Below are 25,975 nucleotides of genomic sequence, written 5' to 3'. Positions count from 1 at the left end.
CCGCTCGGGCCGCTCAGAAGCAACGGATGGATATATAACCACGAACCCTAAACCAACACAAACACCCAGGCAGAACACGGTTTCTGCCTGGGTGTAATCCGGGTTGTTGGCGCCGTTATACGCGTTTTGCCCCGGCGAAGTTCTTCTTGCCTCGCCGCAGGACCAGCCACGCACCGTGGAGGTAATCGCTCTCCGCCGGGGACCACGCCTCGTCTTCGATGCGCACGTTGTTCACGTAGGCGCCACCTTCCTTGATGGAGCGGCGGGCTGCGCCCTTCGAATCCGCGAGTCCAGCACCTACGAGCAGATCGACGATGGTCGTCTCTTCAGCAGACGCAAACTCAAACACGTCAGTCTCAGAGAGCGACGCGGAAAGCGTGGCTTCATCGAGATCCGCGAGTTCCGCACGGCCGAACAGTGCCTGGGAAGCAAGTTCTACGGCCTCACGGGCTTCCACGCCGTGGACCAGATCGGTCATTTCCTGCGCCAGGCGACGCTGGGCCTCGCGCTTAAACGGACGTTCCTCAACCTCCACCTCGAGGCGCGCGAGTTCCTCCTGGTCCAGGAAGGTAAACCACCGCAGGTAGCGGATCACATCCGCGTCGGCAGTGTTGACGAAGTATTGGTACCAGGTGTACGGGCTGGTCATTTCCGGGTCGAGCCACAGCGACCCGCCACCGGTGGATTTTCCGAACTTCTTGCCGTCGGCGTCGGTCACTAGGGGCACGGTCAGCGCGTGGGTCTGCGCGCCATCGATGCGGCGGTTTAGGTCCACACCAGCGACGAGGTTGCCCCACTGATCCCCGCCACCGATTTGGAGGATGCAGTCGTGCTCGCGGCGGAGCTGCACGAAGTCGTTCGCCTGCAGCAGCATGTACGAAAACTCCGTGTAGGAAATGCCGTCGTTTTCGAGGCGGCGCTTTACCGTCTCGCGGCCGAGCATGGTGGACAAGGAAAAGTGCTTGCCGATGTCTCGGAGAAACTCGATCGCGCCGAGTTTGCTCGTCCAGTCGTTGTTGTTGACCAACTTCGCGGCATTGTCGCCGTCGAAGTGGACAAACCGCTGGAGCTGGCCGGATATCCTCTCCGCCCAGTCTTTCACCGTGTCCTCGGAGTTCATGGAGCGCTCCCCCACCTCGCGCGGGTCGCCGATCATGCCGGTCGCACCGCCGGCCAGCACAATCGGGGTGTGACCAGCTTCTTGGAAGCGGCGCAGCATGAGGAGCGGGACGAGGTGGCCAGCGTGCAGCGACGGACCGGTCGGGTCGAAGCCGCAGTACAGCGTGATCGGGTGTTCTGTTGCTTCGCGCAAATTGTCCAGATCGGTGGACTGGTTGATCAGCCCCCGCCAGGTCAACTCGTCAATGATGTTGGTGGAAGTCATTGTCGCTTTCTTCGTCGTCTACTTCGCCGGGGTGTAGGGCTCTGCTTCGTCGATGAGCAGGACGGGTATGCCGTCATCTACGCGATAGGCGATGCCGAGGCGCTCGTTCACAAGCAGTTGCCGCTCCTGGTCATATTCCAGCGAGCCCTTGTCCTTGGGGCACGCAAGGATTTGGAGAAGCTTCGGATCCAGACTCATGGTTGTGCATCGTACCCGCAGCTGCCGCGAGTGCGGTCAACGTGCCTGGACGTGCCCTGCAGCACCCTATTGCGGACGAACCGGCGTGGTCGCCCACTGCCGCGCCGCCGTGTTCGCCGCACGCACCCGCTCGCGCTGCTCTTCCACGCGCGGCTTCGCCGTGCCTCCGCGCGTATCGCGCGAAGCCACTGCGCCGTCGACAGTGAGCACCTCGCGTACTTCAGGCCGCAGACGCTCGTCCACGCTCGCCAGCTCTTCGTCGGTGAGATCCACCAGGTCCACGCCACGGGCTTCCGCAATGCGCACGCACGCGCCCGAGGCTTCGTGGGCCTCCCGGAACGGCACCCCCTGGCGAACCATCCATTCGGCAAGGTCCGTCGCCAGCGTGAAGCCGGCCGGGGCAAGCTCGCGCATGCGTTCCTCGTGGAAGACCAAGGTGGAGACCAGGCCGGTGAACGCTGGGAGGAGGATGGAGAGCTGGGTGACAGAATCCACCAGCGGCTCCTTGTCCTCCTGCAGGTCGCGGTTGTACGCGAGAGGCATTGCCTTAAGCGTGGCCAGCAAACCCGCGAGGTTTCCAATCAGGCGGCCAGCCTTGCCGCGGGCGAGCTCCGGCACATCCGGGTTCTTCTTCTGCGGCATGATGGAGGACCCGGTTGACCACGCGTCGTGGAGAGTGACGTAGCGGAACTCGGGAGTGGACCACGCGATGATCTCCTCCGCAAAGCGGGACACGTCGATGGCGATCTGAGCCAATACATAGGCGGCTTCGGCCGCGAAATCGCGCGACGCGGTGCCGTCGAGCGAGTTGTCCGTGGCGGAGTCGAACCCCAGCTCCTCTGCGATGGCCTCTGGGTCCAGGTGGAGCGACGAGCCGGCGAGTGCCCCGGAACCGTACGGCGAAACCGCCAAGCGCTTGTCTGCGTCCTGGATGCGCTCAAGGTCGCGCAACAGCGGCTGCGCGTGTGCGAGTAAGGAGTGCGCCAGCAGGATAGGCTGCGCTGCCTGGAAGTGGGTCTTGCCCGGCATGATCGCGTCAGGGTGGGCCTCTGCTTGCTCCGCAATCGCGTCCACCAGGTCGCACACATCTTGCGCGACGCCGCGGAGGGCATCGCGCAGCCACATGCGGAACATGGCTGCGACCTGGTCGTTGCGGGAGCGGCCGGCGCGGAGCCTGCCGCCGACCTCGGGGCCGACACGCTCGATCAGGCCGCGCTCCATAGCGCCATGGACATCCTCGTCCGTCGGCAGCGGGCCGAATGAGCCGTCAGCCACGTCGCGGCCGAGCTGGTCAAGGCCGTCGAGCATGACCGTCAGGTCGTCGTCGCTAAGCAACCCAGCCCGATGCAGCACCTTGGCATGCGCCTTTGATGCGAGGACGTCGTACGGCGCGAGCACCCAGTCGAAGTGGGTTGACACGGAAAGCGCGAACATCGCCTCAGACGGGCCGCCGGAGAAACGGCCGCCCCACAGGGCACCTTCGTTGGTCTTGTGCTGTTGCATCGGCCCGACCTACTTGTCCTGGGAGGTGCCAGCCTCGCGGTCGCGCTTGTTGGCAATCTGCGAGGACAGGCCGTGCAGGCGCACGAAGCCCTTTGCCAGCGTCTGGTCGAAGGAGTCGCCCGTGTCGTAGGTGGCCAGGTTGAAGTCGTACAGCGAGTGGTTGGAACGACGGCCGTTCACGGTCGCGGTGCCTGCGTGCAGCACCATGCGGATGTCGCCGGTGACGTGCTCCTGGGTGGACTCGATGAACGCGTCGAGGGAGCGCTTCAAGGGGCCGAACCAGAGGCCGTCGTAGACTTCCTCGGACCAGCGGGCGTCGATGAGGCGCTTGTAGCGCGCCAGCTCGCGCTCGACGGTGACGTCCTCCAGCGCCTTGTGCGCGGTGATCAGCGCGACGGCGCCGGGGGCCTCGTACACCTCGCGGGACTTAATGCCCACCAGGCGGTCCTCCACCATGTCCAGGCGGCCGATGCCCTGGGCGCCGGCGCGGCGGTTCATCTCCTCGATCGCTTCGAGGACGGTCACCTTGCGGCCGTCGATGGCTACCGGCTTGCCGGCCTCGAAGGAGATGATGACCTCGTCAGGAGCGTTGCCCAGTGCCGGGTCCTCGGTGTAGGCGTACAAGTCCTTCGTCGGCGGGTTCCACAGATCCTCCAGGAAGCCGGTCTCGACAGCGCGGCCCCAAACGTTCTGGTCGATGGAGAACGGGGATGCCGCGGACTGCTCGATGGGCAGGTCCTTGCCCTCGGCGTACTCGATGGCCTTGTCGCGGGTCCAGGCGTAGTCGCGGGCCGGTGCGATGATCTCCAGATCCGGATCCTGGTTGAGGAAGCCGACTTCGAAGCGGACCTGGTCGTTGCCCTTGCCGGTGCAGCCGTGGGCGACGTGGGTGCCGCCGTACTTGTGGCCGGCCTCCACCAAGTGCTTCACAATCAACGGGCGCGAAATAGCCGAGACCAGCGGGTACTCACCCTGGTACATGCCGTTGGCCTTGATGGTGGGCAGGCAGTACTCTTCGGCGAACTCGTCCTTGGCGTCCACCACGATGGACTCGACAGCGCCGCAGTCGAGAGCACGCTGGCGGACGGACTCCATGTCCTCGCCGCCCTGGCCCAAGTCAAGCGACACTGCGATAACTTCGCCCCCAGTCATCTCACCGAGGTAAGGAATGGCCACGGAGGTGTCCAGGCCGCCCGAGTACGCGAGCACGACACGGTTAGTCATGTTGAAAATTCTCCTTCAGATCAGAAACTTTGTGGTGTAGCGGCGCTTAGTCGCCGAGCGACTCCTGCAGCCCGAAGAGCTGATGCGCGAGATTCTTGCCAGTGAGCGGTTCTCGTGCCAGCACGAAGACCGTGTCATCGCCGGCGATGGAGCCCACCACCTGTTCGAGGCCCACGCGGTCAATGTAGCTGGCCAGGTATTGGGCGGCCCCCGGCGGGGTTCGCACGACAGCGATGTGCCCCGAATAATCGACGGAGACAACCAGCTCTTCAATCATCCGGCGCAGCTTTTCACGCGGGCCGGAGTGCGCGGCCTCCAGCGACTCCGCCTCGGAACCGACGGTGTAATAGGCACGGCCGCCAGCGCGGGGCCGCACCTTCTTGGCGCCCAGCTCGTCCAAGTCCCGCGACAGCGTGGCTTGCGTAATGTCGATGCCCTCGTCCAGCAGCAACTCCGACAGCTGCACCTGCGACGACACCCGGGTCGTCTCAAGCAGCTCGAGGATCCTTGCCTGCCGCGCAGTGCGGGATACGGGTTGGGTCATGCTTGGTGCTCCAAAAGCCAGGCCAGCAACGCTTTTTGGGCGTGCAGGCGGTTTTCCGCCTCATCGAAGACTCGCGACTGCGGCCCGTCGATGACATCCGCCGCCACTTCGCTCCCGCGGTACGCGGGAAGGCAATGCAAGAATATGGCATCCCCCGCCGCGCGGGACATCAGGTCCGCATCCACCTGATACGGCAGAAACGGGGTGCGGCGGTCCTTCCCGTCGCCCTCCATGCCCATGGAGACCCACGTATCCGTGATCACCACGTTTGCGCCTTCTACGGCTGCAATGTCGGACGTGACCGTGACGGTTGCCCCGGTTTCTTTGGCGCGACGCTGCGCCCGCTCGACGAACTCCTGGCGCGGGTGGAACCCTTCCGGCGCGATGACCGAGATGTCCACACCTGCGGTGGCAAAACCGATGAGGTAGGAGTTGGCCATGTTGTTGTCCCCGTCGCCCAAGTAGACGGCCTTCAGCCCGTGAAGTCCCGCGGGCCCCTCCTCCGGGCAGAAGTTCTCCACCACTGTTTGCAGGTCCGCCAGAATTTGGCACGGGTGCAGGTCGTCGGTAAGCGCGTTGACGATGGGGACAGTGGCCGTCTCCGCCATGTCCAGCAAGTTCTGGTGGGCATAGGTGCGCCACACGATCGCTTCGACGAAGCGGGACAGCACCGCGCCAGTGTCCTGGTAGCTTTCCTTCGCCCCCATCTGGGAGTTTCCGGTCTCGGTCACAATCGCGTGCCCGCCGAGCTGCGCAATGCCTGCGTCGAACGAGAAGCGGGTGCGAGTGGAAGTCTTGTCAAAAAGCACGGCGACCGACTTGGGCCCCTCGAGCGGCCGGCGTGCAAACGGCTCTCGCTTCATCTCGGCGGCCAGCGCGAGGACCTCGGCTTGTTCGGACGGCGTCAGATCGTCGTCCGCGAGAAAATGTCGGACCATGGGTTAGCTCCTTTCCTTTGCGTCTGCGATTGCCTCGGCGAGGCGTTCAACGGCGAGACGGATTTCGTCGTCGCTGATGACCAGCGGCGGGGTGAGGCGGATGACGTCGTCGGCCGGGGCGTCGACAATTAGGCCGTGTGCGAGACCATGCTTGACGACGAGCTTCGCCATCGGCGCGTCCAGAACGAGCCCCAGCATCAGCCCGCGCCCGCGGACCTCTTCCACGCCGGGCAGACGCGACGCTTCGTCGATAAGCACCTGCCCTTTCCGGCGCACCTCGGCGAGGAAATCCTCGTCGACGGTGCGAAGCACGGCCCCAGCCGCAGCGCAGGACACCGGGTTGCCACCGAAGGTGGTGCCGTGGCTGCCCGGGGTAAACAGGTTGGCCGCCTTGCCGCGGGCGATCGTGGCGCCGATGGGCAGCCCGCCGCCGAGCCCCTTTGCCATGGTGATGACATCCGGGAGGATCCCCTCGTGCTGAAAGGCGAAGAAGTCGCCGGTGCGGCCTACTCCGGTTTGGACCTCGTCGACGACAAGGAGGATGCCGTGGGTGTCGCAGAGCGCTCGCACGGCGTGGAGAAAGCCCTCAGGCGCGGGGATGACCCCAGTTTCGCCCTGGATCGGCTCGAGGACAATTGCCGCGGTGTTCCCGGGGTCCTGTTGCACGAGGTCTTCCAGGGCGCGGATGTCGCCGTAGGGGTAGAACTCCACGCCCGCGGGTAGCGGCACGAACGGCGCTTGCTTGTCAGGCTGGCCGGTCAGCGCCAGCGAGCCCATGGTGCGCCCGTGAAAGCCGCGCTCGGCGGCCAGGATGCGCCGACGGCCGGTCAGCCGCGCGAGCTTGAACGCTGCCTCGTTGGCTTCGGCACCCGAATTGGAGAAGAACACGCGGGCCGTGTCGTCGCCGACCCGTGCGCGCAGCGCTTCTGCCACCTCGACCACCGGCCGGGAGCCGAAGAGGTTAGACACGTGGCCGAGCGTCGCCACCTGCGAGCTCACCGCCTCGACAACGGCGGGATGAGCGTGGCCGAGTGCGTTCACGGCGATCCCGGCGAGCATGTCGATGTACTCGGCGCCCTCGGCATCGGTGACGGTCGCCCCAGAGCCGGAGACCAGCTCCACCGGCGGCGCCGGATAGGTGTCTAACAGCGCGCCAGACCAGCGCGATGCGAAGTCACTCATGCGTCGTCCTTTCTAAAGATGATCCCGTCCGGGTAGTGGCTACGGTCGTAATCGTCCGGCAGCACCATCGTGCCCACGCCACCCATGGTGAGCAGCTCCAGCAGCACCGAGTGGGCGACGCGGCCGTCGATGACGTGCGCGGCCTTCACCCCGCCCTGCACCGCAGTCAGGCACGCCTCCATTTTGGGGATCATGCCGGTGGCGAGGCCAGGCAGCATCCGCTCCAGCTCCGCCGCCTCGATCTTGGACAGCAGCGAATCCTTGTTTGGCCAGTCCGTGTACAGGCCTTCCACGTTGGTGAGCACGACAAGGCGCTCTGCGCCGATAGCGGCCGCTAGTGCACCCGCAGCCTCGTCGGCGTTGATGTTAAACACCTCGCCGTCGTCGCCCGGGGCGATGCCAGAGACCACCGGAATCCGGCCTGCCTCGATAATGTCCATCACCGCGGCAGGGTTAACGTCCGTGATCGTGCCCACCAGCCCGATGTCCTGGATCCGGCCGTCCACCTCCACAGTGCGCCGCTTCGCCGTGAACAGGCCAGCGTCCTCACCCGAGGTGCCCACCGCGTACGGCCCGTGCGAGTTGATTTTGCCCAGCAGGTCCCGGCCCACCTGGCCGAAGAGCACCATGCGCACAACATCCAGGATCTCAGGGGTAGTCACCCTAAACCCGCCGACGAACTCCCCGCCGTCCAAGCCCAGGCGGGCCAGCATCTGGCTGATCTGGGGCCCGCCGCCGTGGACCACGACCGGCTTCGCCCCCACCGTGCGTAAGAACACCATGTCCGCCGCGAAAGCATTCTTCAATTCATCGTCGATCATGGCGTTGCCGCCGTACTTGACCACGACAATCTTGTCCCGGTAGTGCTGCAGCCACGGCAGCGCCTCGGCCAGCACGGTGGCTCGCTGCTCGTTGCTCAAATGCGGCATCATCTCACCCACCTCCTAACTGGTGTACGCCGAGTTGATCTCGACGTACGCGTGCGACAGGTCGGTGGTGCGCACGGTCGCCCGACCTTCTCCGCCCGTGCCCAGGTCCACCACGACCGCAATGTCCGCGCCGCTGAGATCGACCTCCCGCGCGCCGGGTGCGCCGGTTGAGTGTTCGCACACCGTCTGCCCGTTGAACGTCACCGAGATGTGCTCTGCGTCCATCTCGGCCTCCGCCATGCCGACGGCCGCGAGCACCCTGCCCCAGTTCGGGTCGGATCCGAACATCGCGGTCTTGACCAAATTGTCTCGCCCGATCGTGCGCGCGGCATGCAGCGCCTGTGCGTCATCCGCCGCCCCCGTGACGGTGATTGTGACGCGCTTGGTCACACCCTCAGCGTCGGACTGCATCTTTGCGGCGAGTTGGGCGCATGCCTCCAGCACCGCCGCATCCAATTCCTGCTGCGTCGGGGTGACCCCGCTAGCGCCGCTGGCCATCGCGATCACGGTGTCGTTGGTCGACGTCGAGCCGTCGATGTCCAGGGTGTCGAACGTGGCCGCGCACCCTCGTTCCAGCGCCGCCTGCAGCGCGTCGGGCGTCACCTTCGCGTCGGTGGTCAGACACACGAGCATCGTGGCGAGCGACGGCGCCATCATGCCGGCCCCCTTCCCCATGCCACCTAATGTCCAGCCATCGCCCTTGACTACCACTTCCTTCGCCACAGTATCGGTGGTCATGATCGCGGTCGCGGCGTCCCCGCCGTTGTCGCCAAGCTGCTTGACGACGGCCGCGATTCCGCTCTCCACCTTGTCCATGGGGAGCACGTCGCCGATGATGCCGGTCGAGCACACGGCCACACGCGACGGCTCGGTCCCGACGCCGTTCGCGGTAAGGCGCTGCATCGTCCGCGCGTCGTCGAGGCCCTGCTGGCCCGTGCACGCGTTGGCGTTGCCGGAGTTCAAAACGACGGCTTGCAGCTGCCCGCCTGCGACCGTCTCGCGGCTCACCTTCACGGGTGCGGCACACACCTTGTTGCGGGTGAACACGCCCGCGGCGGTGAAGTCGGGGCCTTCGTTTACTACGACAGCGAGATCGGGGTTGCCCGACGGTTTGATGCCTGCGCGGGCCGCGGCAGCGACGAATCCTTCGGGTGCAGTGACACCGGTAGTGCTCATGCTGGGTGGTCCTTTCAATAAGGGAAGGCAGGAAAATGGTGCGATGCGGGTGGCGGTTACGGAGCCACCGCTGCTCGCGACAAACCTGCGCACTCGTCCAGCCCCAGGGCAAGGTTCATGCACTGCACCGCCGCTCCCCCTGTCCCTTTGGTTAAGTTGTCGATGGCGCTGGTGGCGACGACCTTTCGCGCCTGCACATCAACCTCCACCTGCAGGTGGCACATATTCGAGCCGACCACGTGCTGCGTCTGTGGCTGTTGCCCCTCCGGGAGCAAGTGGACGAACGCCTCGTCCGCGTACGCGGCCTCGTAGGCCTCCCGCACCGCGGCAGGGTCCGCGTGCGGCGCCAGCGGCGCGGTTACCGTGGTGAGGATGCCCCGCGGCAACGGCGCCAAGATCGGCGTGAAGGTGACCGCGACCGGCGCCTGGGCGACCTCTTGCAGGTTTTGCGCGATCTCCGGCGTGTGCCGGTGCGCGCCGGCAACGCTGTAGGCCTTCAGCGATCCCATCGTTTCCGCCCCGAGCATGTCCACCTTGGCCTTCTTGCCAGCCCCAGACACCCCGGTAACGGCAATAACGGTCAGATCAGGCACAACCACGCCGGCTTGCACCGCGGGCCAACCCGCAAGCGTCGCACCGGTGGGAAAGCACCCCGGGACGGCAATGCGGCTCGACGCCGCAATGTCTTCGCGGTGACCGGGCAGCTCAGGCAGCCCGTAGGGCCAGGATCCGGCATGGTCGGAACCGTAGTAGCGCCGCCACGCCTCACCGTCGCGCAAGCGGAAATCCGCGGCGCAGTCGATGACAGTCACCCCCTTGCCCAGCGCCGCGCCGATCTCGGCTGAGTGCCCGTGAGGCAGCCCCAGGAAAACGACATCGTGGCCCTCAAGCACCTCGACCGAGGTGGGCTCGATAACGCGGTCTGCTAGTTCCGTCAGGTGCGGCATGAGCTCGCCTACCGTCTGGCCGGCGTTGGACGCCCCGGTCAGTGCACCGATGCGCAGCCACCCGGCCAGGTAGGCCGGGTGGCCCAGCAGCAGGCGGAGAATCTCGCCGCCCGCGTACCCGGTGGCCCCCGCAACTGCTACCTTCATTACCTTGCCGTCTGACATACCGGCGAGTGTAGCAGTTATGCACTCTACTGGAAGTTATTCATGCTGTGAGTTTCGTGGCAACCTTATCCGCGCATTTCGGCGCCGAATCGTTCCTTGGCCAACTCCGCGGCATGCAGCCGTGCCTCGGACGCCTCCTCTTCCGTCAGCGTGCGGTCCGGGGCGCGGAAAGCAAGGCCGAAGGCGAGCGATTTCTTCCCCTCCCCGAGGGACGCGGAACGGTAGACGTCGAAAAGCGTCACTGCCTCGACGAGCTCTCCCGCACCCTCCTGCACTGCGCGGCGCACGTCCTCGGCAGCCACGGCCTCGTCGACCACGAGAGCGATGTCCTGATTCAGAAGTGGGAAGGCGGACAACCGCGGTGCGGGCAGACGCTCTGCGAGCGGGATAGCGCTGAGATCGATCTCCATCGCGCAGGTGCGCGCCGGCAGACCGAGCTTTTCCAGAACTTGCGGGTGCAGCTCGCCCGCGTGGCCAACCACAGCGCCATCAACCGTCAGCGCAGCGCAGCGACCTGGGTGCCAGGGCAGGTAGTCCGCCGCCTCCACCTCCAGGTCCACGCCACACGCGCGGGCGACTACCTGGGCGGCCTCGATGGCGTCGGACCACTCGTAGGCGCGCCCCTCGCCCCACGGGCCCGCGAGCTGCGTGTTCCCGCACGCCACGGTCGCGGCGTGCAGGTGCTGTTCGGGCAGGGACTCGATGAGTTCCGCGATGACGTCGTCTGCGGGACGCTCGGCGACGTCAGGCAACGGGGAGACGGCCGCGCGCCTCTTCGAGGTCTGCGCCACCGAGTAGATGGCCAAGTCGCCACGTCCGCGGGCAACGTTTCGCCCCACTGCCTCGAGCATCGACGGCAGCAGTGTCGTGCCAAGGATCCCGTAGTCCGCATCCAGCGGGTTGCGCACCTGCACGGTGTTTCGGCGCGGGTCATCCGCCTCCAACCCCCACGTGTCGAACGTATTGTTCGCGATAAAGGGCGTGGGAATGATCTCCGCGTAACCGGAGTAGGCCAATGCGTGGGTGACCGCGCGACGGCGCCGCTGCAGCGGGCTCAAACCGCGTCCGCCGCGGGGTGTGGGCAAGATGGACGGGATCGCTTCCAGCCCTTCCAGGCGCACGACCTCTTCAACCAACTCGACCGGCACCGAAATATCGGTGCGCCACGTCGGCGGTGTGACCTGCAGCTCGTCGCCGTCACCCGTAACCTCGCAGCCGATCTCCTGCAGGCGGCGAACGACGGTCTCACGCGGGTAGTCCACACCGATCAGATCGGCAGGCCTCGTTGCGCGCATGCTGATGGTTTCGCGCTTACCCGCTTCCCCGATGAGGGTCCTGCCCGCTGTGATGGTGCCGCCTGCGATCTGCACCAGCAGTGCGCTGGCAATATCGAGCGCGATCTCCACCAACTGCGGGTCCACCCCACGCTCGAAGCGCCGTGAAGCCTCGGAGCTCAGCTTGAGGCGGCGCGCGGTGCGTGCCACCGTCAGCGGGTCCCACGTCGCGGCCTCGAAGTGGACATTCACGGTCTCGTCGGAGATCTCGGACGTGGTGCCGCCCATGACACCGGCGAGGGACTGGATGCCGTTGTCGTCGCTGATCACCACATCCTCGGCTGTCAGTGTGCGCTCGACGTGGTCGAGGGTCTCGAATGTCTGGCCGGCCTCCGCGTTCTGCACCCGCAGGCCGCCGGCGATTGTGTCGGCGTCGAAGGCGTGCATGGGCTGGCCGGTAAGCAGCATGACGTAGTTCGTCACGTCGGTCGCGGCGTTGACGGAGCGCACACCAGAAAGCATGAGTTCGCGCTGCATCCAGAACGGCGTGGTGGCATTCGGGTCGATGCCCTCGACCGTGCGCACGCCAAAGCGCTGCGCCCTCGTGGATTCGTCGACGGTGACCGGAATGGTCTCCTCTTGCGGCTCTGGGACGTTCGAAATGTCGATGCCCGCGATGGACGGGTCCTCCGCGACGTCGGTGAACTTGAGGTCGAAGGCGGACGCGATCTCCCTGGTCAGCCCGCGAGCAGAGAGTGCGTACCCACGGTCCGGGGTCACGTTGACGTCGAAGACGGTGTCGTCCGAGCCGAGGATCTCCCGGGCGTCGTCACCCGGCGTCGCCGCGCCGCTGTGGAGCGTAATAATGCCTTCGCTCTTGGAGGTCAGGCCGAGCTCTGCCGCGGAGGCCATCATGCCGTTCGAGATGTGGTCGTACGTCTTGCGCGCGGCGATCTCGAAGCCACCGGGCAGCACCGCGCCCGGGAGCGAGACGATGACAAGGTCACCCTCGGCGAAATTCCTGGCGCCGCAGATGATGCCCTGCGGCTCCCCGGTCCCGTTGGCGTGGCCGACATCCACCTGGCAGCAGCGGATGGGCTTCTTAAACCCGGTGAGCTCCTGGATCTCTACAACGCGGCCAACAACGAGCGGGCCCTCAACTTCGGGTAAAGGTGCGTAGCCCTCCGTCTCGAAGCCGACGCGCACGAAACCCGCGTCCAGCTCCTCGTCAGTGGGGTTGAAGTCCTGGTTACCCGCATTCTGCAGCGGGCGGACAATCCAATTCTTTGAAATGAGCATTGCTGGTTCTCCTTATGCCTGCACGCCGAACGGGATGGTGAAACGGACGTCGCCTTCGACCATGTCGCGCATGTCCGATAGACCGTTGCGGAACTGCAGCGTGCGTTCTAGGCCCATGCCGAATGCGAAGCCGGAATAGACCTCCGGGTCGATGCCGACGGCACGAAGAACGTTGGGGTTGACCATTCCGCAGCCGCCCCACTCGATCCAGCCGGCACCTCCCTTCTTGTTGGGGAACCACACGTCCACCTCTGCGGACGGCTCCGTGAAGGGGAAGTAGTTGGTGCGCATACGCGTTGTGGTCTCCGGGCCGAAAAGAGACTGCGCAAGGTGGTCCAACGTGCCCTTGAGGTGCGCCATGGTCAAACCCTTGTCCACGGCTAGGCCTTCCACCTGGTGGAACACCGGGGTGTGGGTGGCATCCAGCTCGTCCGTGCGGAATACCCGGCCCGGGCAGGCGATGTAGATGGGCACGTCACGCTCGAGCATCGTGCGCACCTGCACCGGCGACGTGTGCGTGCGCATGACCTGCTTGGAATCTTCTTCGCCGACGTAGAACGTGTCTTGCAGCGTGCGGGCGGGGTGGTCCGGGATGAAGTTCAGCGCGTCGAAGTTGAAGTACTCCGCCTCTACCTCCGGGCCCTCGGCAACCTCCCACCCCATGCCGATGAAAATGTCCGCAATGTTTTCAGACAGCGTAGTGATCGGGTGCATCGCACCTGCCTGCGCGCGAGCGGTCGGCAGTGTGACGTCCACCTTCTCCTCGCGCAGCTGCTGCTCCCGGTGCTCCTCTTCGCGCTGCACCCGAAGCTGGGCGTACGACTTCTCGGCGCGGCCGCGGGCCATGTTGACCAGCCGGCCGGCATCCTTGCGCTGATCTTTCGGCAGGGTGCCAAGCGCGCGGCGCGCCTGCGGTATCGGGGCCTTTTCCCCGAGGTGCAGGCGGTGCGCGTCTTCGAGCGCCGCGAGGTCCGGTGCGGCTTCGAAGGCGGCGATTGCCTCGTCCGCTGCCCGGTTGAGGGCGTCCTCGGTCAGTTCGATTTCGGGAGTTGGGTTCGCGTTATCGGCCACGCTTGTGTTCACCCGCACCTTTCCACAAGAGCGCTGCGGCCGAAGTCAAGGACGCAGCGGTGTCGGTTCAAAAGCGTGCACTAGTTTACCTGCCCGGCCAGACCGCGCCCGCGGGAGGGCGGAACGGTGAACGGCAACGATAGAGACATTCCCGGCACCGCCCAAGACAGACAGGAAAACAATGGGCACCTCACACGACCGAACACCAGCCTCCCCTCGCCCGTCGTCTACTCGTCCCCGAGTGACTTCGCGGACTCCCACAAGCAGATCGACGCAGCAGTGGCCAAGTTCAAAGATTCCGCGCTTCCCTGAATCGGAATAGATACCCTGTGGTCCGCGGCCGCCAGGATGTCGCTGTCAAGCCCGTGCGCCTCGTTGCCAAAGAGCCACGCGGTGGGCTGTCGCAGCGCCTCCCCCGACTGCGCCAGGTTCACCTCCCCGTCCATGGTGGTGGCGAACGTGGAAAGCCCCGCGGCTTCGAGCTGCCCAATGACGCGGCGTACGTCGCGGTCGCGAGCGACGGGTATGTGGAAGAGCGATCCCGCCGTCGACCGCACCACTTTTGGGGCCTCCGGGTCAACCGTGTCGCCGGCAAAAATTACTGCATCCGCACCAAGTGCGTCCGCGATGCGGATGATGGTGCCGGCATTGCCCGGATCGTTCGTCTCCACGCACACCGCCACTACACGCGGACGGCCCTTGAGAATCTTCGGCACTGTCCACAACACCGGCCGGCACACCGCGAAAATGCCCGTCGAAGTCACAGCGTCCGCGAGCGCATCCGCCGCCTTGTCCGTGATCGCGTGCGTGTACACATCCAAGGACACGGCGGCACGCACGATTTCTTCGAACCGCTCCGCTGCCGCTTCGGTGACGAAGAGGTCTGTTGCGGCCCCCGTAGCCACTGCGGCCTCCACCGCGTTCTCCCCTTCCGCCAAGAATGCATGTGCTTTACGACGAGCTTGCGCCCGCTTCAGCTTCCCGGCGTTCACCACGCGAGGGGTGCGCTCTGTAAACGGTTGTTGGAAATCCAATGGCATGGCTACAGCGTACGTGCCGTTGTGGCTACGCTATTGCCGTGTCTTCCCGCCTCGAAGCTAACCGTTCGCCATCGCCCCCTCGCATCCACTGGGCCAGGCGCAGATACTGGGTAGTCGCCGCCTGCGTATTGGCGGTATTGGGAGTTGTAGGCGTCTGCTTTGCCGGGGCTGGAGCAAAGACAGGCAGTATCGGCGTAACGGTGGCCATGTTTCTGTTTGCGGCGGCCGCAAGAATCACGCCGCTGACGGCGACGGTATCCGCCGCAGTTCTGACCCAATTCGCCGCGTCCTACCCGGAATTTTCCAGCCCATTTGTCGTCCTAGCCCTGTTCGCGCTTACCGCGGTGCTGGCCTCCCGCCTGCCCATCTCGCAGGCGGGATTACTGGGGCTAATCCTGTGGTACCTAGCGCAAACCGAACTTGCTGACGGGGTCTGGCTACCGGATGCTCCGCTGACTGCAGCCATTCTCGGGGCACAAATGCTCGCTGCAGGCGCGGCCGGCTGGGCGCTTCGGCGCTCCGCGAAGCGCCGACAGGCGGAATCCGAGCGCCTACAGCGGCGCATCGAGGAGGAACGGGAGCGCGCGGTTTTAGCCCTCCATGGGTCGGTCGCCGCATCGCTGACTTCCGTCGTTCTGCGCAGCGAGTCGCTGGCGATGTCAGGCGACCATCAGGTAGCGCAAGCCGCGCAGCTGATCGCCGCAGACGCCCGGCGCTCCATGCAGGAGGTCCGAGACCTTATCCGTTTCATGCGGGGCGATGATTCACCGCTGACGCAGCACCCCACGCCCAACGGGTCGGTCTTAGACGCGTTTACCGCGCTCACTGAGGACCTCCGAGGGCACGGGTTCACCGTGGTGGAGTCTGGCTTGAGCAGCGAGGTGCTCAGAAACGCCGAGCTAGAACCGGTAAGCCAGGTGTGCCGCGAGCTCGCCACCAATATCCTCAAGTACGGCGACCCCGCCTGTCCGGTCATCGTGGCGGCACTGCGGGGCGACCACGGAGTCACGGTGGCGGTGCAAAACTCCATTGCCGCCCGGCAACGGGATACTCACATGACTACTGGCATCGGGCTCAGGGAAACGCGGGACCTCGTCGCGTCCCACGGCGGGACGCTCACGTGGAACACCGAAGGCGGCACCTGGCGCTACGAACTCACCCTCCCGTGACCGGCGAAAAGGAACTTTCGTTCCTTCTTTCGGTCAACTTTCGGATTCCGCTTGGAAGCACCCGGCAGGATGCGGATAATGGGTGCGTTACCGTTTTTGGATCGGAGGCTCTATATGAAGACGCTCGCACGCACCGCCGCCGGTGCCCTCGCCCTAGTCGCTGTAGTTACCGGCGCGCCGCTCGCTTCGGCAGCAGAACAGTCCGCCAACAGCATCGCCGCCACCCCGTACGCCTCGGGCGTTGTGGGCGACATGTACGAATGTGGTGGCGTTATGGGCCGCCTCTGGTGCAAGTAGCTAGCTCCTTATCCCGATGACCACGGCCCCAATCCGGGTGTTCCTCGTGGACGACGACCCGCTCGTCCGCGATGTGCTCACCCGGTATTTTCACACCACCAACGACATCCACGTCGTCGGCACGGCATCGAACGGCGCTGAAGCGCTTGAAAAGATTGATGTCGACGCAGTGGACATCGTGCTTTCCGACGTGCACATGCCGGAGATGGACGGCGCCACGCTCCTGCGCCACCTTGCGCAGCGCCCGCGCACTCCCGCGTTCCTTGCCATCACATCCTTGGAGAACGATCGCGCGATGCTCGATGTCCTCGCACACGGAGGCCGCGGCTACATACTGAAGAGCCAGCCGCCGGAGGAAATTATCCTTTCCGTGCGGCAAGCCGTGACGGGCGGGACGGTGGTGTCCCCCGCGGCGATGAACAACCTCGTGCGCTACATCGCGCCGCAGGACGAGCAACCCGCTCCAGCGCGCGCAGAGCTGCCGGCTGGGATCTCGGAGACGGAGGTAGCCGTCCTGGACCTCCTGTGCGAGGGGTTGAGCAACGCAGACATTGCCAAGCGGCTCAACTACTCCGAGTCGACGGTGAAAAAGCAGGTCTCCCATCTACTCACGCTGTTTGGCGTCAGCTCTCGGCTCGACCTCGTGGTCACTGTCCTTGGCGGCCGGCGGTAGGGACACCACCCCAGCTACAACGAAACGCGCCCGCCCCGATAGCAACGGGGCGGGCGCGTTAGCTCGTCGCTAAGCAGCACGCGCTTAGGCGGCCTTCGGAGCGTTGACGTCCTCCGGCAGAGCGTTCTTTGCAACCTCGCAGATCGCGGAGAACGCAGCGAAGTCGTTAACGGCCAGATCGGCGAGGATCTTGCGGTCGACCTCGACCTCAGCCAGCTTCAGGCCGTGGATGAGGCGGTTGTAGGTGATGTCGTTCATGCGGGCAGCGGCGTTGATGCGCTGGATCCACAGCTTGCGGAACTCACCCTTGCGCTTGCGGCGGTCGCGGTACGCGTAGGTCTGGGAGTGCAGCCACTGCTCCTTGGCCTTGCGGTACAGGCGGGAGCGCTGGCCGCGGTAGCCCTTTGCGGACTTGAGAATTGCGCGGCGCTTCTTCTTAGCATTGACTGAACGCTTCACACGTGCCATGAGTCAAACTTCCTTGTCGTATCTCGTAGTCGGTTGGTTGAACGGGCAGTGCTTAAGACATGCCGAGGAGGCGCTTTGCGCGCTTGACGTCAGCCCGGGCGACGTCGGTGGAGCCGGACAGCTTGCGGCGGCGCTTCGAGGAGAGCTTCTCGTTCAGGTGGCGCTTACCAGCCTGCTCGCGGCGCAGCTTGCCCTTGCCGTTGACCTTGATGCGCTTTGCGGTGCCCTTGTGGGTCTTCTGCTTCATGGTGAAAGCCCTTCAGAGTGTCGATTGTTGGAACTACTTTTTGCCCTTGCGAGCCGGTCCGAAGACCATCGTCATGTTTCGTCCGTCCTGCTTCGGGCGAGACTCGACGACGCCGAGATCCCCGACGTCCTCAGCGAGGCGCTCCAGCAGACGGTAGCCCAGCTCGGGGCGGGCCTGCTCGCGGCCGCGGAACATGATGGTGACCTTGACCTTGTTGCCCTTCTCCAGGAAGCGCTCTACATTGCCCTTCTTGGTCTGGTAGTCGTGCTCATCGATCTTGGGGCGGAACTTCTGTTCCTTAACCACGGTCTGCTGCTGGTTCTTGCGGGCCTCGCGGGCCTTCTGATCCTGCTCGTACTTGAACTTGCCGTAGTCCATAATTTTGGCCACGGGCGGCTTCGCGTTCGGGGCTACCTCAACCAGGTCGAGGTCCGCCTCATACGCCAATTTGCGGGCGTCGTCCGTGCGGACAATGCCCACCTGCTCGCCGGAGGGGCCGACGAGGCGAACTTCAGGGACACGGATACGTTCATTGATCCGAGCTTCAGCGCTGATGAGAACTCCTAGAGACGTAAGGGACAATGTGTGCCGCTCTCGAGCCGCAATCGGCGCTATCCCACGCGAAAAACCCGCTCACCCAGACGGGTGGCGGGAGATCGTCCAAAGCACACCGATACAATTGCCTGCTCGGCGCACCGTTTGACCCGTATCCAACTCACTGTGGTGAGCAGCTTGGGGTGGGATTCACTCCTCTTGCGGCCCCGCGCCCGCATGACACGTGCGCGATGGGCGGTGTGCAACGAAATATACACGCATCGCGCGCTGCTGCCAAATCTGTACCGTCAGTGGTCGCTCAGGCTTTCGTGAGGATGTCGTCGAGGAACTGGCCAGTGAACGAGCCCTCCACCTTTGCCACGTCCTCCGGGGTGCCTTGCGCCACCACCGTGCCGCCGCCCGAGCCGCCTTCCGGCCCCATGTCGATGATCCAGTCGGCGGACTTGATCACGTCCAGGTTGTGCTCGATGACAAGCACGGTGTTGCCCTTCTCCACCAAACCATTCAGCACCAGCATCAGTTTGCGGATGTCCTCGAAGTGCAGACCAGTCGTCGGCTCGTCGAGGATGTAGATGGTTCGCCCGTTGGAGCGCTTCTGCAGCTCGGATGCGAGTTTGACGCGCTGCGCCTCACCGCCGGAAAGAGTAGTCGCGCTCTGGCCGAGGCGGACGTAGCCGAGGCCAACGTCCACAAGCGTCTGCAGGTAGCGGTGGATGGAGGTAATCGGCTCGAAGAACTCGGCCGCCTCGGAGATCGGCATCTCCAACACCTCGGCGATGTTCTTGCCTTTGTAGCGCACCTCCAAGGTTTCTCGGTTGTACCGTGCGCCGTGACAGACTTCGCAGGGCACGTACACGTCCGGCAGGAAGTTCATCTCGATCTTGATGGTGCCGTCGCCATGGCAAGCCTCGCAGCGCCCGCCCTTGACGTTGAAGGAGAACCGGCCCGCCTTGTAGCCACGCACCTTCGCCTCTTGTGTTTCAGCGAAGAGGTTACGGATTTTGTCGAACACGCCGGTGTACGTTGCCGGGTTGGAGCGCGGGGTGCGCCCGATGGGGCTCTGGTCTACCTGCACAAGCTTGTCTAGGTGCTCCAGCCCCTCGACCTTCTTCACCCGCCCGGGAACCTGGCGTGCACCGTTGAGCTGATTCTGCAGCGTTTTCGCCAGAATCTGGTTCACCAGCGTCGACTTGCCGGAGCCCGAGACACCCGTGACCGCAACCAAGACACCGAGCGGGATGTTCACGCTGACGTTGTCCAGGTTGTTCTCACGGGCGCCGACAACCTTGAGCTGTCGGTCCTTCTCCACCGGCCGGCGCTGCTCAGGCACCTCGATCACCTTCCGGCCTGACAAGTAGTCGCCCGTAAGCGAGCCCTTGGCCTTCAGAATGCCTTCCGGCTTGCCCTGGTAGACCACTTCCCCGCCGTACTCGCCGGCGCGTGGCCCGATGTCGATCAGCCAGTCGGCTTCCCGGATGGTGTCCTCGTCGTGCTCCACCACCACGAGGGTGTTACCCAGGTCCCGCAGCTTTTTCAGTGTGGTGATGAGGCGCTGGTTATCGCGCTGGTGCAGGCCGATCGAGGGCTCGTCCAGCACGTACAGCACACCCGCGAGGCCCGAGCCGATCTGGGTGGCCAAACGGATGCGCTGCGCCTCACCGCCGGAGAGCGTGCCGGCGGAGCGCGCAAGCGTGAGGTAGTTCAGCCCCACGTCCAGCAGGAAGTGCAAGCGGGCTTGAATCTCGCGCAGCACGGCACCGGCGATCATTTCCTCGCGGTACCCCAGCACCAAGTTGTCCAGGTACTGCGACGCCTCCTCGATGGACAGCTCCGTCAGGCCCGCGATGGATTTCTCCCCATGCGTGGTAGACGCCAAGCGCACAGCCAGAATCTCCGGCTTCAGTCGCGCGCCTTTGCACGTGGGGCACGGCACCTCGCGGGTGTACGCCAGCAGGCGTTCCTTCTGCGTGTCGGACTCGGCTTGCTCCAGCTTGCGCTCCAGGTAGCCCACAATGCCTTCGTACGCCGCGGTGTACGAGCGCTGACGGCCGTAACGGTTCTTATAGCGCACGTTGACCTGGGTGGACGAGCCGTGAATCAGGTGCTTTTGCTGCGTCTTGGTCAGTGAGCTCAGCGGGGCGTTCGCGTCGAACTTCTCCTCCTTGGCAAGCGCCTCGATGAGTTTGGTGAAGTACTTCTTGTTCGGGCTCGAGTTCCACGGCTGGAACGCGTCCACTGCCGGGGCGTCGGGATCCGGGATGACCAAGTCCACGTCGATTTCTTTGCGCACGCCGAGGCCGTCGCAGGCCGGGCAGGCGCCGAACGGCGAGTTGAAGGAGAACGCGCGCGGCTCGTACTCCTCTACGTTGAGCTTGTGGCCGTTTGGGCACGCCATCTTCTCGGAGAAGATTTGCACGCGCTCCGGGTCGTCCTCCTCAAGGTCGACAAAGTCGAAGCCGACGAGGCCGTCTGCAAGTTTCAGCGCAGTCTCGACCGAGTCCGTCAAACGCTGCTTCTGGCTGGCTTTGACGGTGAGGCGGTCCACCACCACGTCGATGTTGTGCTTGACCTGTTTTTCCAGCTTCGGCGGCTCGGAGAGCTGGTAAGTCTGCCCGTCCACGTTCACGCGCGAGTAGCCCTGCGCAGACAGGTCCGCGAACAGATCCTGGAACTCGCCCTTGCGTTTGCGCACAATCGGCGCGAGCACCTGAAACTTGGTGCGCTCCTCCAGCTCAAGTACCCGGTCCACAATCTGCTGGGGCGTTTGGCGCTCGATCACCGCGTCGCACACCGGGCAGTGCGGCGTGCCGGCGCGCGAGTACAGCAAACGCAAGTAGTCGTAGATCTCGGTGATGGTGCCCACGGTTGAGCGCGGGTTACGGTTGGTGGACTTTTGGTCGATGGACACTGCGGGGCTCAGCCCGTCGATGTAGTCCACATCGGGCTTGTCCATTTGCCCCAGGAACATGCGGGCATAGGACGACAACGACTCCACGTAGCGACGTTGGCCTTCGGCGAAGATGGTGTCGAATGCGAGCGAGGACTTGCCGGAGCCAGACAGGCCCGTAAACACCGCCATTTTGTCGCGGGGCAGTTCAATGTCCACGCCTTTGAGGTTGTGTTCCCTGGCGCCGCGCACGGTCAGCTTTTCGGCCACGTCACTCTCGCTTTCGTCTGTCGGTACTCCCAAGACGCTACCAACGCCGGCCCAGAGTCATACATTCCTGACTAGCCTGGGCCGCATGATCCAACTGCGCCAAATTTCAGTCTCCGACATGGACAACAACTGCTACCTCCTCTGCGACGGTGGGCAGGGGCTGCTTATCGACGCAGCTTCGCAAGCCTCCGACCTCCTCGCCTTGGCCGACAAAGCTGGTGTGGAGATCACCGGCGTGTTGACCACGCACCGCCACTACGACCACACCCGCGCCCTCGTCGAGGTGCTCGAGGCCACCGGTGCCAAGCACTACGCGCCGTTCCTGGATGCGCCGGCCATCCCGGCGCCGGCGGACGTGGAGCTGCGCGATGGCGACACGATCGAGTTCGCGGGGCACTTCCTACCGGTGATTATCCTGCGCGGCCATACCCCGGGCGGCGCGTGCGTGGTGGCGGACATTGAGGGCACCCCGAACTTGTTCGTCGGCGACTCCCTGTTCCCCGGCGGCCTGGGCAAGACCCAGTCCGAGGGCGATTTCGTGCGCCTCTTCAACGACGTGAAAGAGAAGATCTTCGACGTCTACCCGGATGAAGCCATCGTCCGGCCCGGCCACGGCAAACCCACCACGCTCGGCGATGAGCGGCCGCACCTCGACGAATGGTGGGATCGGCGTTGGTAGGCGCAAACCCTACCGCTAGTGAAATCCAGCCACCCGGAACGCGCAAAGTCGCTACACTCGGCGAGAGCACATTCAGCTACAAAAGTAAGGATTGGGTAAGAGTATGATCCGGAAAATCGCACGCCCGATGCTGGCTTCGGTCTACGTGATCGACGGTGTCGAGACCCTGCTAAACCCGGCCGGCCACAAGGAGGCCGCGGATAGCGTGTTGAAGAAGGTACGCGCGTTGACCCCGCGCGAGTACCGCGGCTTCTTGCCGAAGAGCCCGGAGACCGCCGCGCAGCTCGTCGGCGCAACCAAGGCCGGCGCCGGCGCATCCTTTGCCATCGGCAAGTTCCCGCGCCTTTCCGCGACCCTGCTGGCCGCAACCGCGCTGCCGTCCATCGTTGGCCGCCACGCGTTCTGGGAGGCGGACGACGCTGACGAAAAGGCCCGCCGCCGCACCGGCGCACTGACGGACCTCGGCCTCGCCGGCGGTGTGCTGCTGGCCACCGTTGACAACAACGGCAAGCCGGACCTGAAGTGGCGCGCCCAGCATGCAGCCCAGGCAGCGCAGAAGAACGTCAAGCAGGCCCTGCCCACCAAGTCCGAGACCGAGAAGGCGTGGGACAAGGCCTCCGGCTGGTTCTCTGACACCACCGACCAAGTCACCGGCTACGTCGACGACAACAAGGGCGACTGGAAGAAGGCTGCTGTCAAGGCCGGTGACGCAGCAAACGACTGGTTCGGCGACGCGAAGAAGCAGGCCTCTCACCTGCTGTCGGACGCCAGCGAGTGGCTCGACGACGCCGCGGATAAGGCCTCCGACAAGGCTCAGGACGCCTACGGGGACCTGAAGCCGTCGGCTGTGCAGAAGTTCGCGGCCAAGCGCAAGGTCAACGGTGTCGTGAGCGAGCTGCAGGGCCAGTTGGACGACCTGCAGCCGTCCGCGCTGGATAAGTTCACGGCCAAGCGCAAGGTGAACAAGGCCTCCGCCAAGGCTCAGAACAAGGCGCAGGGTGCAGTGGATTCTCTGCAGAAGGCATGGGACAAGCTGGATGCGAACCCGTCCCTGCTTACCAAGCTCAAGTGGAAGCGCAAGGCCAAGAAGGCCGAGAAGAAGGCGCAGAAGCTGGTGAAGAAGGCGCAGAAGAAGTTCGCGTAAACGCGTAGCGCACACGGCCCCGCGGCTGGGAATAATTCCCGCCGCGGGGCCGTTTGTTGTGGGGATGCAAGAGACAGAGCAAGCGTACGTGGACACTCTTTTCGCACACCTCGACGCGGAAGTTGCGCGCGCCCAAGCGCGGTTAGAGGAAGTGCAGCGCGACGTCGACCCAGACAATCCGGACTCCGACGCTCTGGTGCGCCGTGAGACCGAATATCACGGGTTGAACGCCAAGCTGGACGCGCTCAACGTCGCGGAGACGGGTCTGGTGTTTGGCCGTATCGACGTGGCCGAGGACGACCCAGAAAATCCGGTGCCTGGACGCTCAGATTTGGAACGCCGGTACATCGGCCGCATGGGTATCGACGACCGCGAGGACAATTACCGCACGCTCCTGCTCGACTGGCGCGCTCCCCTCGCGCGCCCCTTCTACTTGGCCACAACGGCCCACCCCGAGGGCGTGGAGTCCCGCCGCAACATCCGCATGCGCGGGCGCACCGTCACGGCCGTCGACGACGAAGTGCTCTCCGGCGACAGCGCGGAATTCTCCTCCGCCGGCGTCGGTTCCGAAGCCGCGCTGCGGCGGGCGATGAACGAAGCACGATCCGGGCATATGCGCTCCATCGTGGAGACGATCCAACGCGAGCAGGACGAGATCATCCGAGACCCAACCCGCGGTGTGATGGTGGTACAGGGCGGCCCCGGGACGGGCAAGACTGCTGTGGCGCTGCACCGCATCGCCTATCTGCTCTACACCTGGCGGGAGCAGCTCACGCGCACCGGTGTACTGGTTGTTGGACCGAACGCCACGTTCCTTGAGTACATCTCGCGCGTGCTCCCGGAGCTCGGCGAAACCGGTGTGGTGCTCTCTACCGTCGATCAGCTGGTGCCTGGATTCACTCCCGACGGCAGCGACTCCACCGCGGGGCGCGAGGTGAAGGGCTCGATAGAGATGGTGACCATCCTCAAACGCGCTGTCCAAGCCTACGAGACGGTGCCCGATGCCCCGGTGCGGTTGACGTTCGACGGTGTCCCGGTCGACGCAACTCCGCAGATGGTTAAGGCGGCCCGCACGCGCGCCCGCCGCTCCCGGCGTCCCCATAACCAGGCGCGGGCGCACTTCGCCGAGCACCTCACCCAGCTGCTGGCCGAGGCCTTGGCCCGGCGCATCGGAGAAGATCCGCTGGGTGGGACGAATCTGCTCTCGGATGCAGATGTAGATCAGCTCCACGACGACCTCGCGGACGACCCGCAGGTGCAGCGGCTTATCGACGCCCACTTCCCGGAGCTTGAGCCCGCGGAGGTGCTCGACGCGCTGCTGACCAGCAAAGACGCGATCGTCGAGGTCGCGGGCGACTATGACGACTACACGCGCGCGGCTCTGTACCGTGCGCCCGGCTCACCCTTCAGCCATGCCGACACCGCCCTCGTGGATGAGCTCGCCGTCCTCATCGGAACCGTCGACCCCGAGGAGCAGCGGCGCAAGGAGGAGGAAGAGTGGCGCGAGCTCGTCGCAGAAGCCGAGGGGGCGCTCGATGTGCTGGCTTCGTCAGAATCCACGGATAACGACGACGACCAGTTCGAGGCGGAGATCCTCTCCGCGGCGGACGTGATCGACGCGGAGACGCTTGCGAGCCGCCAGCGGGAGACGGACACTCGCTCGACCGCCCAGCGAGCCCGGGCAGACCAGACCTGGGCGTACGGGCACGTCATCGTGGACGAGGCGCAAGAGCTCTCCCCGATGGAGTGGCGGATGGTATTCCGCCGGTGCCCATCGCGCTGGATGACGCTGGTGGGCGACACGGCCCAAACGTCCTCACCCGCCGGTGTGGACGACTGGTCCGCAGCGCTGGAGCCGTTTGTCGGCGAGCGTTTCCGGCTGCATGAGTTGACGGTGAATTACCGCACGCCGAAGGAGATCGCCGACTACGCTGCGGAGATCCTCGCCCACATCGACCCCCAGGCTGTTGTCCCACAAGCGATACGTGCATCGGGAGTGCCGGTGCAATTCGTGCCCGACCTAGAGGCATTGGAGCACCGGGCAGCGCGGGAGGGCCTCACCGCAGTTATCGACGCGGAGAACGTCGGCGACATGAAGGGGCTCGAGTTCGACCACGTTGTCGTGGTGGAGCCGGGCAAAATAATCGAGGCCTCGCCACAGGGGTGGCAAGACCTCTACGTCGCGGTCACCCGCGCCACACAGACGCTGACGGTGGTTGGCGAATAATTAGTTCACGGTGTGAACGATCATGACGTCGCAGTCGGACTGGCGTGCGACGTCCGCCGGTACGGAGCCGAGCAGACGGCCCGTCAGGGAGTTAATGCCGCGGTTGCCCACCACCAGCAGGTCCGCGTTGTTGTCATTGACGATGGCCATGAGCGCCTGCACTGGGGTGCCCGGGCGAGCCGCGGTCTGCACCTCGGGTGCGCCTGCGGCACGCGCGTGATCGGCCGCGCCCTGGAGATTCTCCAGCGCCTTCTGGTCGCCCAGGATGGTCACCGAATCCTGGCGCAGGGTCTTCGCGGCGTCTTCCTCGTTCTCGTAGTAGGCGGTGCCGATGACGAGGGTAGAGCCGAAGGCGGCGGCGAGTTTCGCTGCGCGCTCGACGGCCAGCAACGAGGACTTCGAGCCGTCGGAGCCGACGACGATGGTCTTGTACGGGGTATCGGCCATAATGGTCACCTTTCACAACTTGCGGGACACGGCCAGTC

Annotated in this window: 24 protein-coding genes; 6 read left to right on the top strand and 18 right to left on the bottom strand. The window is 64.9% G+C overall.

All coding sequences use genetic code 11. The features are described 5' to 3' along the window. Window positions 1-115: 115 nt before the first annotated feature. From tyrS to CUREI_RS05570, 13 genes are all read right to left on the bottom strand, one after another. Window positions 116-1,384 (bottom strand): tyrosine--tRNA ligase, encoded by a 1,269-nt coding sequence (tyrS, locus tag CUREI_RS05630; protein WP_038611426.1) that lies wholly within the window; start codon window positions 1,382-1,384, stop codon window positions 116-118. Window positions 1,385-1,402: 18 nt separating this feature from the next. Beyond that, entirely contained in the window at window positions 1,403-1,582 is a 180-nt protein-coding gene (locus tag CUREI_RS05625) for a Trm112 family protein (protein ID WP_038611424.1), read from the bottom strand. A 66-nt stretch (window positions 1,583-1,648) separates the two neighbouring features. Beyond that, window positions 1,649-3,085 carry an argininosuccinate lyase gene (gene argH, locus CUREI_RS05620; RefSeq protein WP_038611421.1) on the bottom strand — a complete coding sequence of 479 codons (1,437 nt, stop codon included), beginning with the start codon at window positions 3,083-3,085 and terminating at the stop codon, window positions 1,649-1,651. A gap of 9 nt (window positions 3,086-3,094) precedes the next feature. Beyond that, window positions 3,095-4,309, bottom strand: a complete 1,215-nt coding sequence (locus CUREI_RS05615; RefSeq protein WP_038611418.1) for an argininosuccinate synthase — start codon at window positions 4,307-4,309, stop codon at window positions 3,095-3,097. 46 nt (window positions 4,310-4,355) lie between these two features. After that, the gene (locus tag CUREI_RS05610; protein WP_038611415.1) at window positions 4,356-4,853 is read right to left on the bottom strand and encodes an arginine repressor; all 498 of its coding nucleotides are present in this window, start codon (window positions 4,851-4,853) and stop codon (window positions 4,356-4,358) included. After that, window positions 4,850-5,791 carry an ornithine carbamoyltransferase gene (gene argF / locus CUREI_RS05605; RefSeq protein WP_038611413.1) on the bottom strand — a complete coding sequence of 314 codons (942 nt, stop codon included), beginning with the start codon at window positions 5,789-5,791 and terminating at the stop codon, window positions 4,850-4,852. Before argF ends, CUREI_RS05610 begins: the two co-directional genes overlap by 4 nt. A 3-nt stretch (window positions 5,792-5,794) precedes the next feature. Next, window positions 5,795-6,973, bottom strand: a complete 1,179-nt coding sequence (locus CUREI_RS05600; RefSeq protein ID WP_038611410.1) for an acetylornithine transaminase — start codon at window positions 6,971-6,973, stop codon at window positions 5,795-5,797. Next, the gene (gene argB / locus CUREI_RS05595) at window positions 6,970-7,905 is read right to left on the bottom strand and encodes an acetylglutamate kinase (protein WP_038611408.1); all 936 of its coding nucleotides are present in this window, start codon (window positions 7,903-7,905) and stop codon (window positions 6,970-6,972) included. The genes CUREI_RS05600 and argB overlap by 4 nt, the downstream gene beginning before the upstream one ends. Window positions 7,906-7,917: 12 nt before the next feature. Beyond that, complete coding sequence (argJ, locus tag CUREI_RS05590; RefSeq protein ID WP_038611405.1) at window positions 7,918-9,078, bottom strand: bifunctional glutamate N-acetyltransferase/amino-acid acetyltransferase ArgJ; 1,161 nt, start codon at window positions 9,076-9,078, stop codon at window positions 7,918-7,920. Window positions 9,079-9,134: 56 nt separating this feature from the next. After that, window positions 9,135-10,190 carry an N-acetyl-gamma-glutamyl-phosphate reductase gene (gene argC / locus CUREI_RS05585; protein WP_038611402.1) on the bottom strand — a complete coding sequence of 352 codons (1,056 nt, stop codon included), beginning with the start codon at window positions 10,188-10,190 and terminating at the stop codon, window positions 9,135-9,137. Window positions 10,191-10,255: 65 nt separating this feature from the next. Beyond that, window positions 10,256-12,763, bottom strand: a complete 2,508-nt coding sequence (gene pheT, locus CUREI_RS05580) for a phenylalanine--tRNA ligase subunit beta (RefSeq protein ID WP_038611400.1) — start codon at window positions 12,761-12,763, stop codon at window positions 10,256-10,258. A 12-nt stretch (window positions 12,764-12,775) separates the two neighbouring features. Beyond that, a complete protein-coding gene (gene pheS, locus CUREI_RS05575; protein ID WP_236627267.1) occupies window positions 12,776-13,846 on the bottom strand; it encodes a phenylalanine--tRNA ligase subunit alpha in 1,071 nt (356 codons plus the stop codon). A gap of 215 nt (window positions 13,847-14,061) precedes the next feature. Beyond that, the gene (locus tag CUREI_RS05570; RefSeq protein WP_038611397.1) at window positions 14,062-14,874 is read right to left on the bottom strand and encodes a TrmH family RNA methyltransferase; all 813 of its coding nucleotides are present in this window, start codon (window positions 14,872-14,874) and stop codon (window positions 14,062-14,064) included. 206 nt (window positions 14,875-15,080) lie between these two features. Here CUREI_RS05570 and CUREI_RS05565 point away from each other — a divergent pair, with 206 nt between their 5' ends. The 3 genes from CUREI_RS05565 (at window position 15,081) to CUREI_RS05555 (ending at window position 17,013) form a co-directional block, all read left to right on the top strand. Beyond that, window positions 15,081-16,043, top strand: a complete 963-nt coding sequence (locus tag CUREI_RS05565) for a sensor histidine kinase (protein WP_038611395.1) — start codon at window positions 15,081-15,083, stop codon at window positions 16,041-16,043. A 114-nt stretch (window positions 16,044-16,157) separates the two neighbouring features. Beyond that, the gene (locus CUREI_RS05560) at window positions 16,158-16,340 is read left to right on the top strand and encodes a hypothetical protein (RefSeq protein WP_144242420.1); all 183 of its coding nucleotides are present in this window, start codon (window positions 16,158-16,160) and stop codon (window positions 16,338-16,340) included. Window positions 16,341-16,356: 16 nt separating this feature from the next. Continuing rightward, window positions 16,357-17,013 (top strand): response regulator, encoded by a 657-nt coding sequence (locus tag CUREI_RS05555; RefSeq protein ID WP_038611389.1) that lies wholly within the window; start codon window positions 16,357-16,359, stop codon window positions 17,011-17,013. 84 nt (window positions 17,014-17,097) lie between these two features. On the opposite strand, the gene rplT is transcribed toward CUREI_RS05555, so the two are convergent. The 4 genes from rplT to uvrA all read right to left on the bottom strand — a co-directional run bounded on the left by rplT (window position 17,098) and on the right by uvrA (window position 21,440). After that, entirely contained in the window at window positions 17,098-17,481 is a 384-nt protein-coding gene (gene rplT, locus CUREI_RS05550) for a 50S ribosomal protein L20 (protein ID WP_038611386.1), read from the bottom strand. 52 nt (window positions 17,482-17,533) lie between these two features. Further along, window positions 17,534-17,728 carry a 50S ribosomal protein L35 gene (rpmI, locus tag CUREI_RS05545; protein WP_038611384.1) on the bottom strand — a complete coding sequence of 65 codons (195 nt, stop codon included), beginning with the start codon at window positions 17,726-17,728 and terminating at the stop codon, window positions 17,534-17,536. A 33-nt stretch (window positions 17,729-17,761) separates the two neighbouring features. Beyond that, complete coding sequence (infC, locus tag CUREI_RS05540; RefSeq protein ID WP_084768197.1) at window positions 17,762-18,310, bottom strand: translation initiation factor IF-3; 549 nt, start codon at window positions 18,308-18,310, stop codon at window positions 17,762-17,764. Window positions 18,311-18,581: 271 nt separating this feature from the next. Continuing rightward, the gene (gene uvrA, locus CUREI_RS05535) at window positions 18,582-21,440 is read right to left on the bottom strand and encodes an excinuclease ABC subunit UvrA (protein ID WP_038611378.1); all 2,859 of its coding nucleotides are present in this window, start codon (window positions 21,438-21,440) and stop codon (window positions 18,582-18,584) included. 85 nt (window positions 21,441-21,525) lie between these two features. Between uvrA and CUREI_RS05530 the strand changes: the two genes are divergently transcribed. The 3 genes from CUREI_RS05530 (at window position 21,526) to CUREI_RS05520 (ending at window position 25,490) form a co-directional block, all read left to right on the top strand. After that, window positions 21,526-22,119 carry an MBL fold metallo-hydrolase gene (locus tag CUREI_RS05530; RefSeq protein WP_038611375.1) on the top strand — a complete coding sequence of 198 codons (594 nt, stop codon included), beginning with the start codon at window positions 21,526-21,528 and terminating at the stop codon, window positions 22,117-22,119. A 103-nt stretch (window positions 22,120-22,222) separates the two neighbouring features. Then, entirely contained in the window at window positions 22,223-23,263 is a 1,041-nt protein-coding gene (locus CUREI_RS05525) for a DoxX family protein (protein WP_038611372.1), read from the top strand. Window positions 23,264-23,327: 64 nt separating this feature from the next. Then, window positions 23,328-25,490 carry a HelD family protein gene (locus CUREI_RS05520; protein ID WP_038611369.1) on the top strand — a complete coding sequence of 721 codons (2,163 nt, stop codon included), beginning with the start codon at window positions 23,328-23,330 and terminating at the stop codon, window positions 25,488-25,490. On the opposite strand, the gene CUREI_RS05515 is transcribed toward CUREI_RS05520, so the two are convergent. Further along, window positions 25,491-25,937 (bottom strand): universal stress protein, encoded by a 447-nt coding sequence (locus CUREI_RS05515; RefSeq protein ID WP_038611367.1) that lies wholly within the window; start codon window positions 25,935-25,937, stop codon window positions 25,491-25,493. It abuts the gene before it with no gap. Window positions 25,938-25,975 lie beyond the last annotated feature (38 nt).

The organism is Corynebacterium ureicelerivorans (genome assembly GCF_000747315.1).
Classification (GTDB): domain Bacteria; phylum Actinomycetota; class Actinomycetes; order Mycobacteriales; family Mycobacteriaceae; genus Corynebacterium; species Corynebacterium mucifaciens.
This window is presented reverse-complemented; position numbering and strand designations above follow the sequence as displayed.

Excerpts from the sequence above, each read along its gene's own strand:
- tyrS (WP_038611426.1), bottom strand. The coding sequence starts at position 1,384 with ATGACTTCCACCAACATCATTGACGAGTTGACCTGGCGGGGGCTGATC.
- CUREI_RS05625 (WP_038611424.1), bottom strand. The coding sequence starts at position 1,582 with ATGAGTCTGGATCCGAAGCTTCTCCAAATCCTTGCGTGCCCCAAGGAC.
- argH (WP_038611421.1), bottom strand. The coding sequence starts at position 3,085 with ATGCAACAGCACAAGACCAACGAAGGTGCCCTGTGGGGCGGCCGTTTC.
- CUREI_RS05615 (WP_038611418.1), bottom strand. The coding sequence starts at position 4,309 with ATGACTAACCGTGTCGTGCTCGCGTACTCGGGCGGCCTGGACACCTCC.
- CUREI_RS05610 (WP_038611415.1), bottom strand. The coding sequence starts at position 4,853 with ATGACCCAACCCGTATCCCGCACTGCGCGGCAGGCAAGGATCCTCGAG.
- argF (WP_038611413.1), bottom strand. The coding sequence starts at position 5,791 with ATGGTCCGACATTTTCTCGCGGACGACGATCTGACGCCGTCCGAACAA.
- CUREI_RS05600 (WP_038611410.1), bottom strand. The coding sequence starts at position 6,973 with ATGAGTGACTTCGCATCGCGCTGGTCTGGCGCGCTGTTAGACACCTAT.
- argB (WP_038611408.1), bottom strand. The coding sequence starts at position 7,905 with ATGATGCCGCATTTGAGCAACGAGCAGCGAGCCACCGTGCTGGCCGAG.
- argJ (WP_038611405.1), bottom strand. The coding sequence starts at position 9,078 with ATGAGCACTACCGGTGTCACTGCACCCGAAGGATTCGTCGCTGCCGCG.
- argC (WP_038611402.1), bottom strand. The coding sequence starts at position 10,190 with ATGTCAGACGGCAAGGTAATGAAGGTAGCAGTTGCGGGGGCCACCGGG.
- pheT (WP_038611400.1), bottom strand. The coding sequence starts at position 12,763 with ATGCTCATTTCAAAGAATTGGATTGTCCGCCCGCTGCAGAATGCGGGT.
- CUREI_RS05570 (WP_038611397.1), bottom strand. The coding sequence starts at position 14,874 with ATGCCATTGGATTTCCAACAACCGTTTACAGAGCGCACCCCTCGCGTG.
- CUREI_RS05565 (WP_038611395.1), top strand. The coding sequence starts at position 15,081 with ATGTTTCTGTTTGCGGCGGCCGCAAGAATCACGCCGCTGACGGCGACG.
- CUREI_RS05560 (WP_144242420.1), top strand. The coding sequence starts at position 16,158 with ATGAAGACGCTCGCACGCACCGCCGCCGGTGCCCTCGCCCTAGTCGCT.
- CUREI_RS05555 (WP_038611389.1), top strand. The coding sequence starts at position 16,357 with ATGACCACGGCCCCAATCCGGGTGTTCCTCGTGGACGACGACCCGCTC.
- rplT (WP_038611386.1), bottom strand. The coding sequence starts at position 17,481 with ATGGCACGTGTGAAGCGTTCAGTCAATGCTAAGAAGAAGCGCCGCGCA.
- rpmI (WP_038611384.1), bottom strand. The coding sequence starts at position 17,728 with ATGAAGCAGAAGACCCACAAGGGCACCGCAAAGCGCATCAAGGTCAAC.
- CUREI_RS05530 (WP_038611375.1), top strand. The coding sequence starts at position 21,526 with ATGATCCAACTGCGCCAAATTTCAGTCTCCGACATGGACAACAACTGC.
- CUREI_RS05525 (WP_038611372.1), top strand. The coding sequence starts at position 22,223 with ATGATCCGGAAAATCGCACGCCCGATGCTGGCTTCGGTCTACGTGATC.
- CUREI_RS05520 (WP_038611369.1), top strand. The coding sequence starts at position 23,328 with ATGCAAGAGACAGAGCAAGCGTACGTGGACACTCTTTTCGCACACCTC.
- CUREI_RS05515 (WP_038611367.1), bottom strand. The coding sequence starts at position 25,937 with ATGGCCGATACCCCGTACAAGACCATCGTCGTCGGCTCCGACGGCTCG.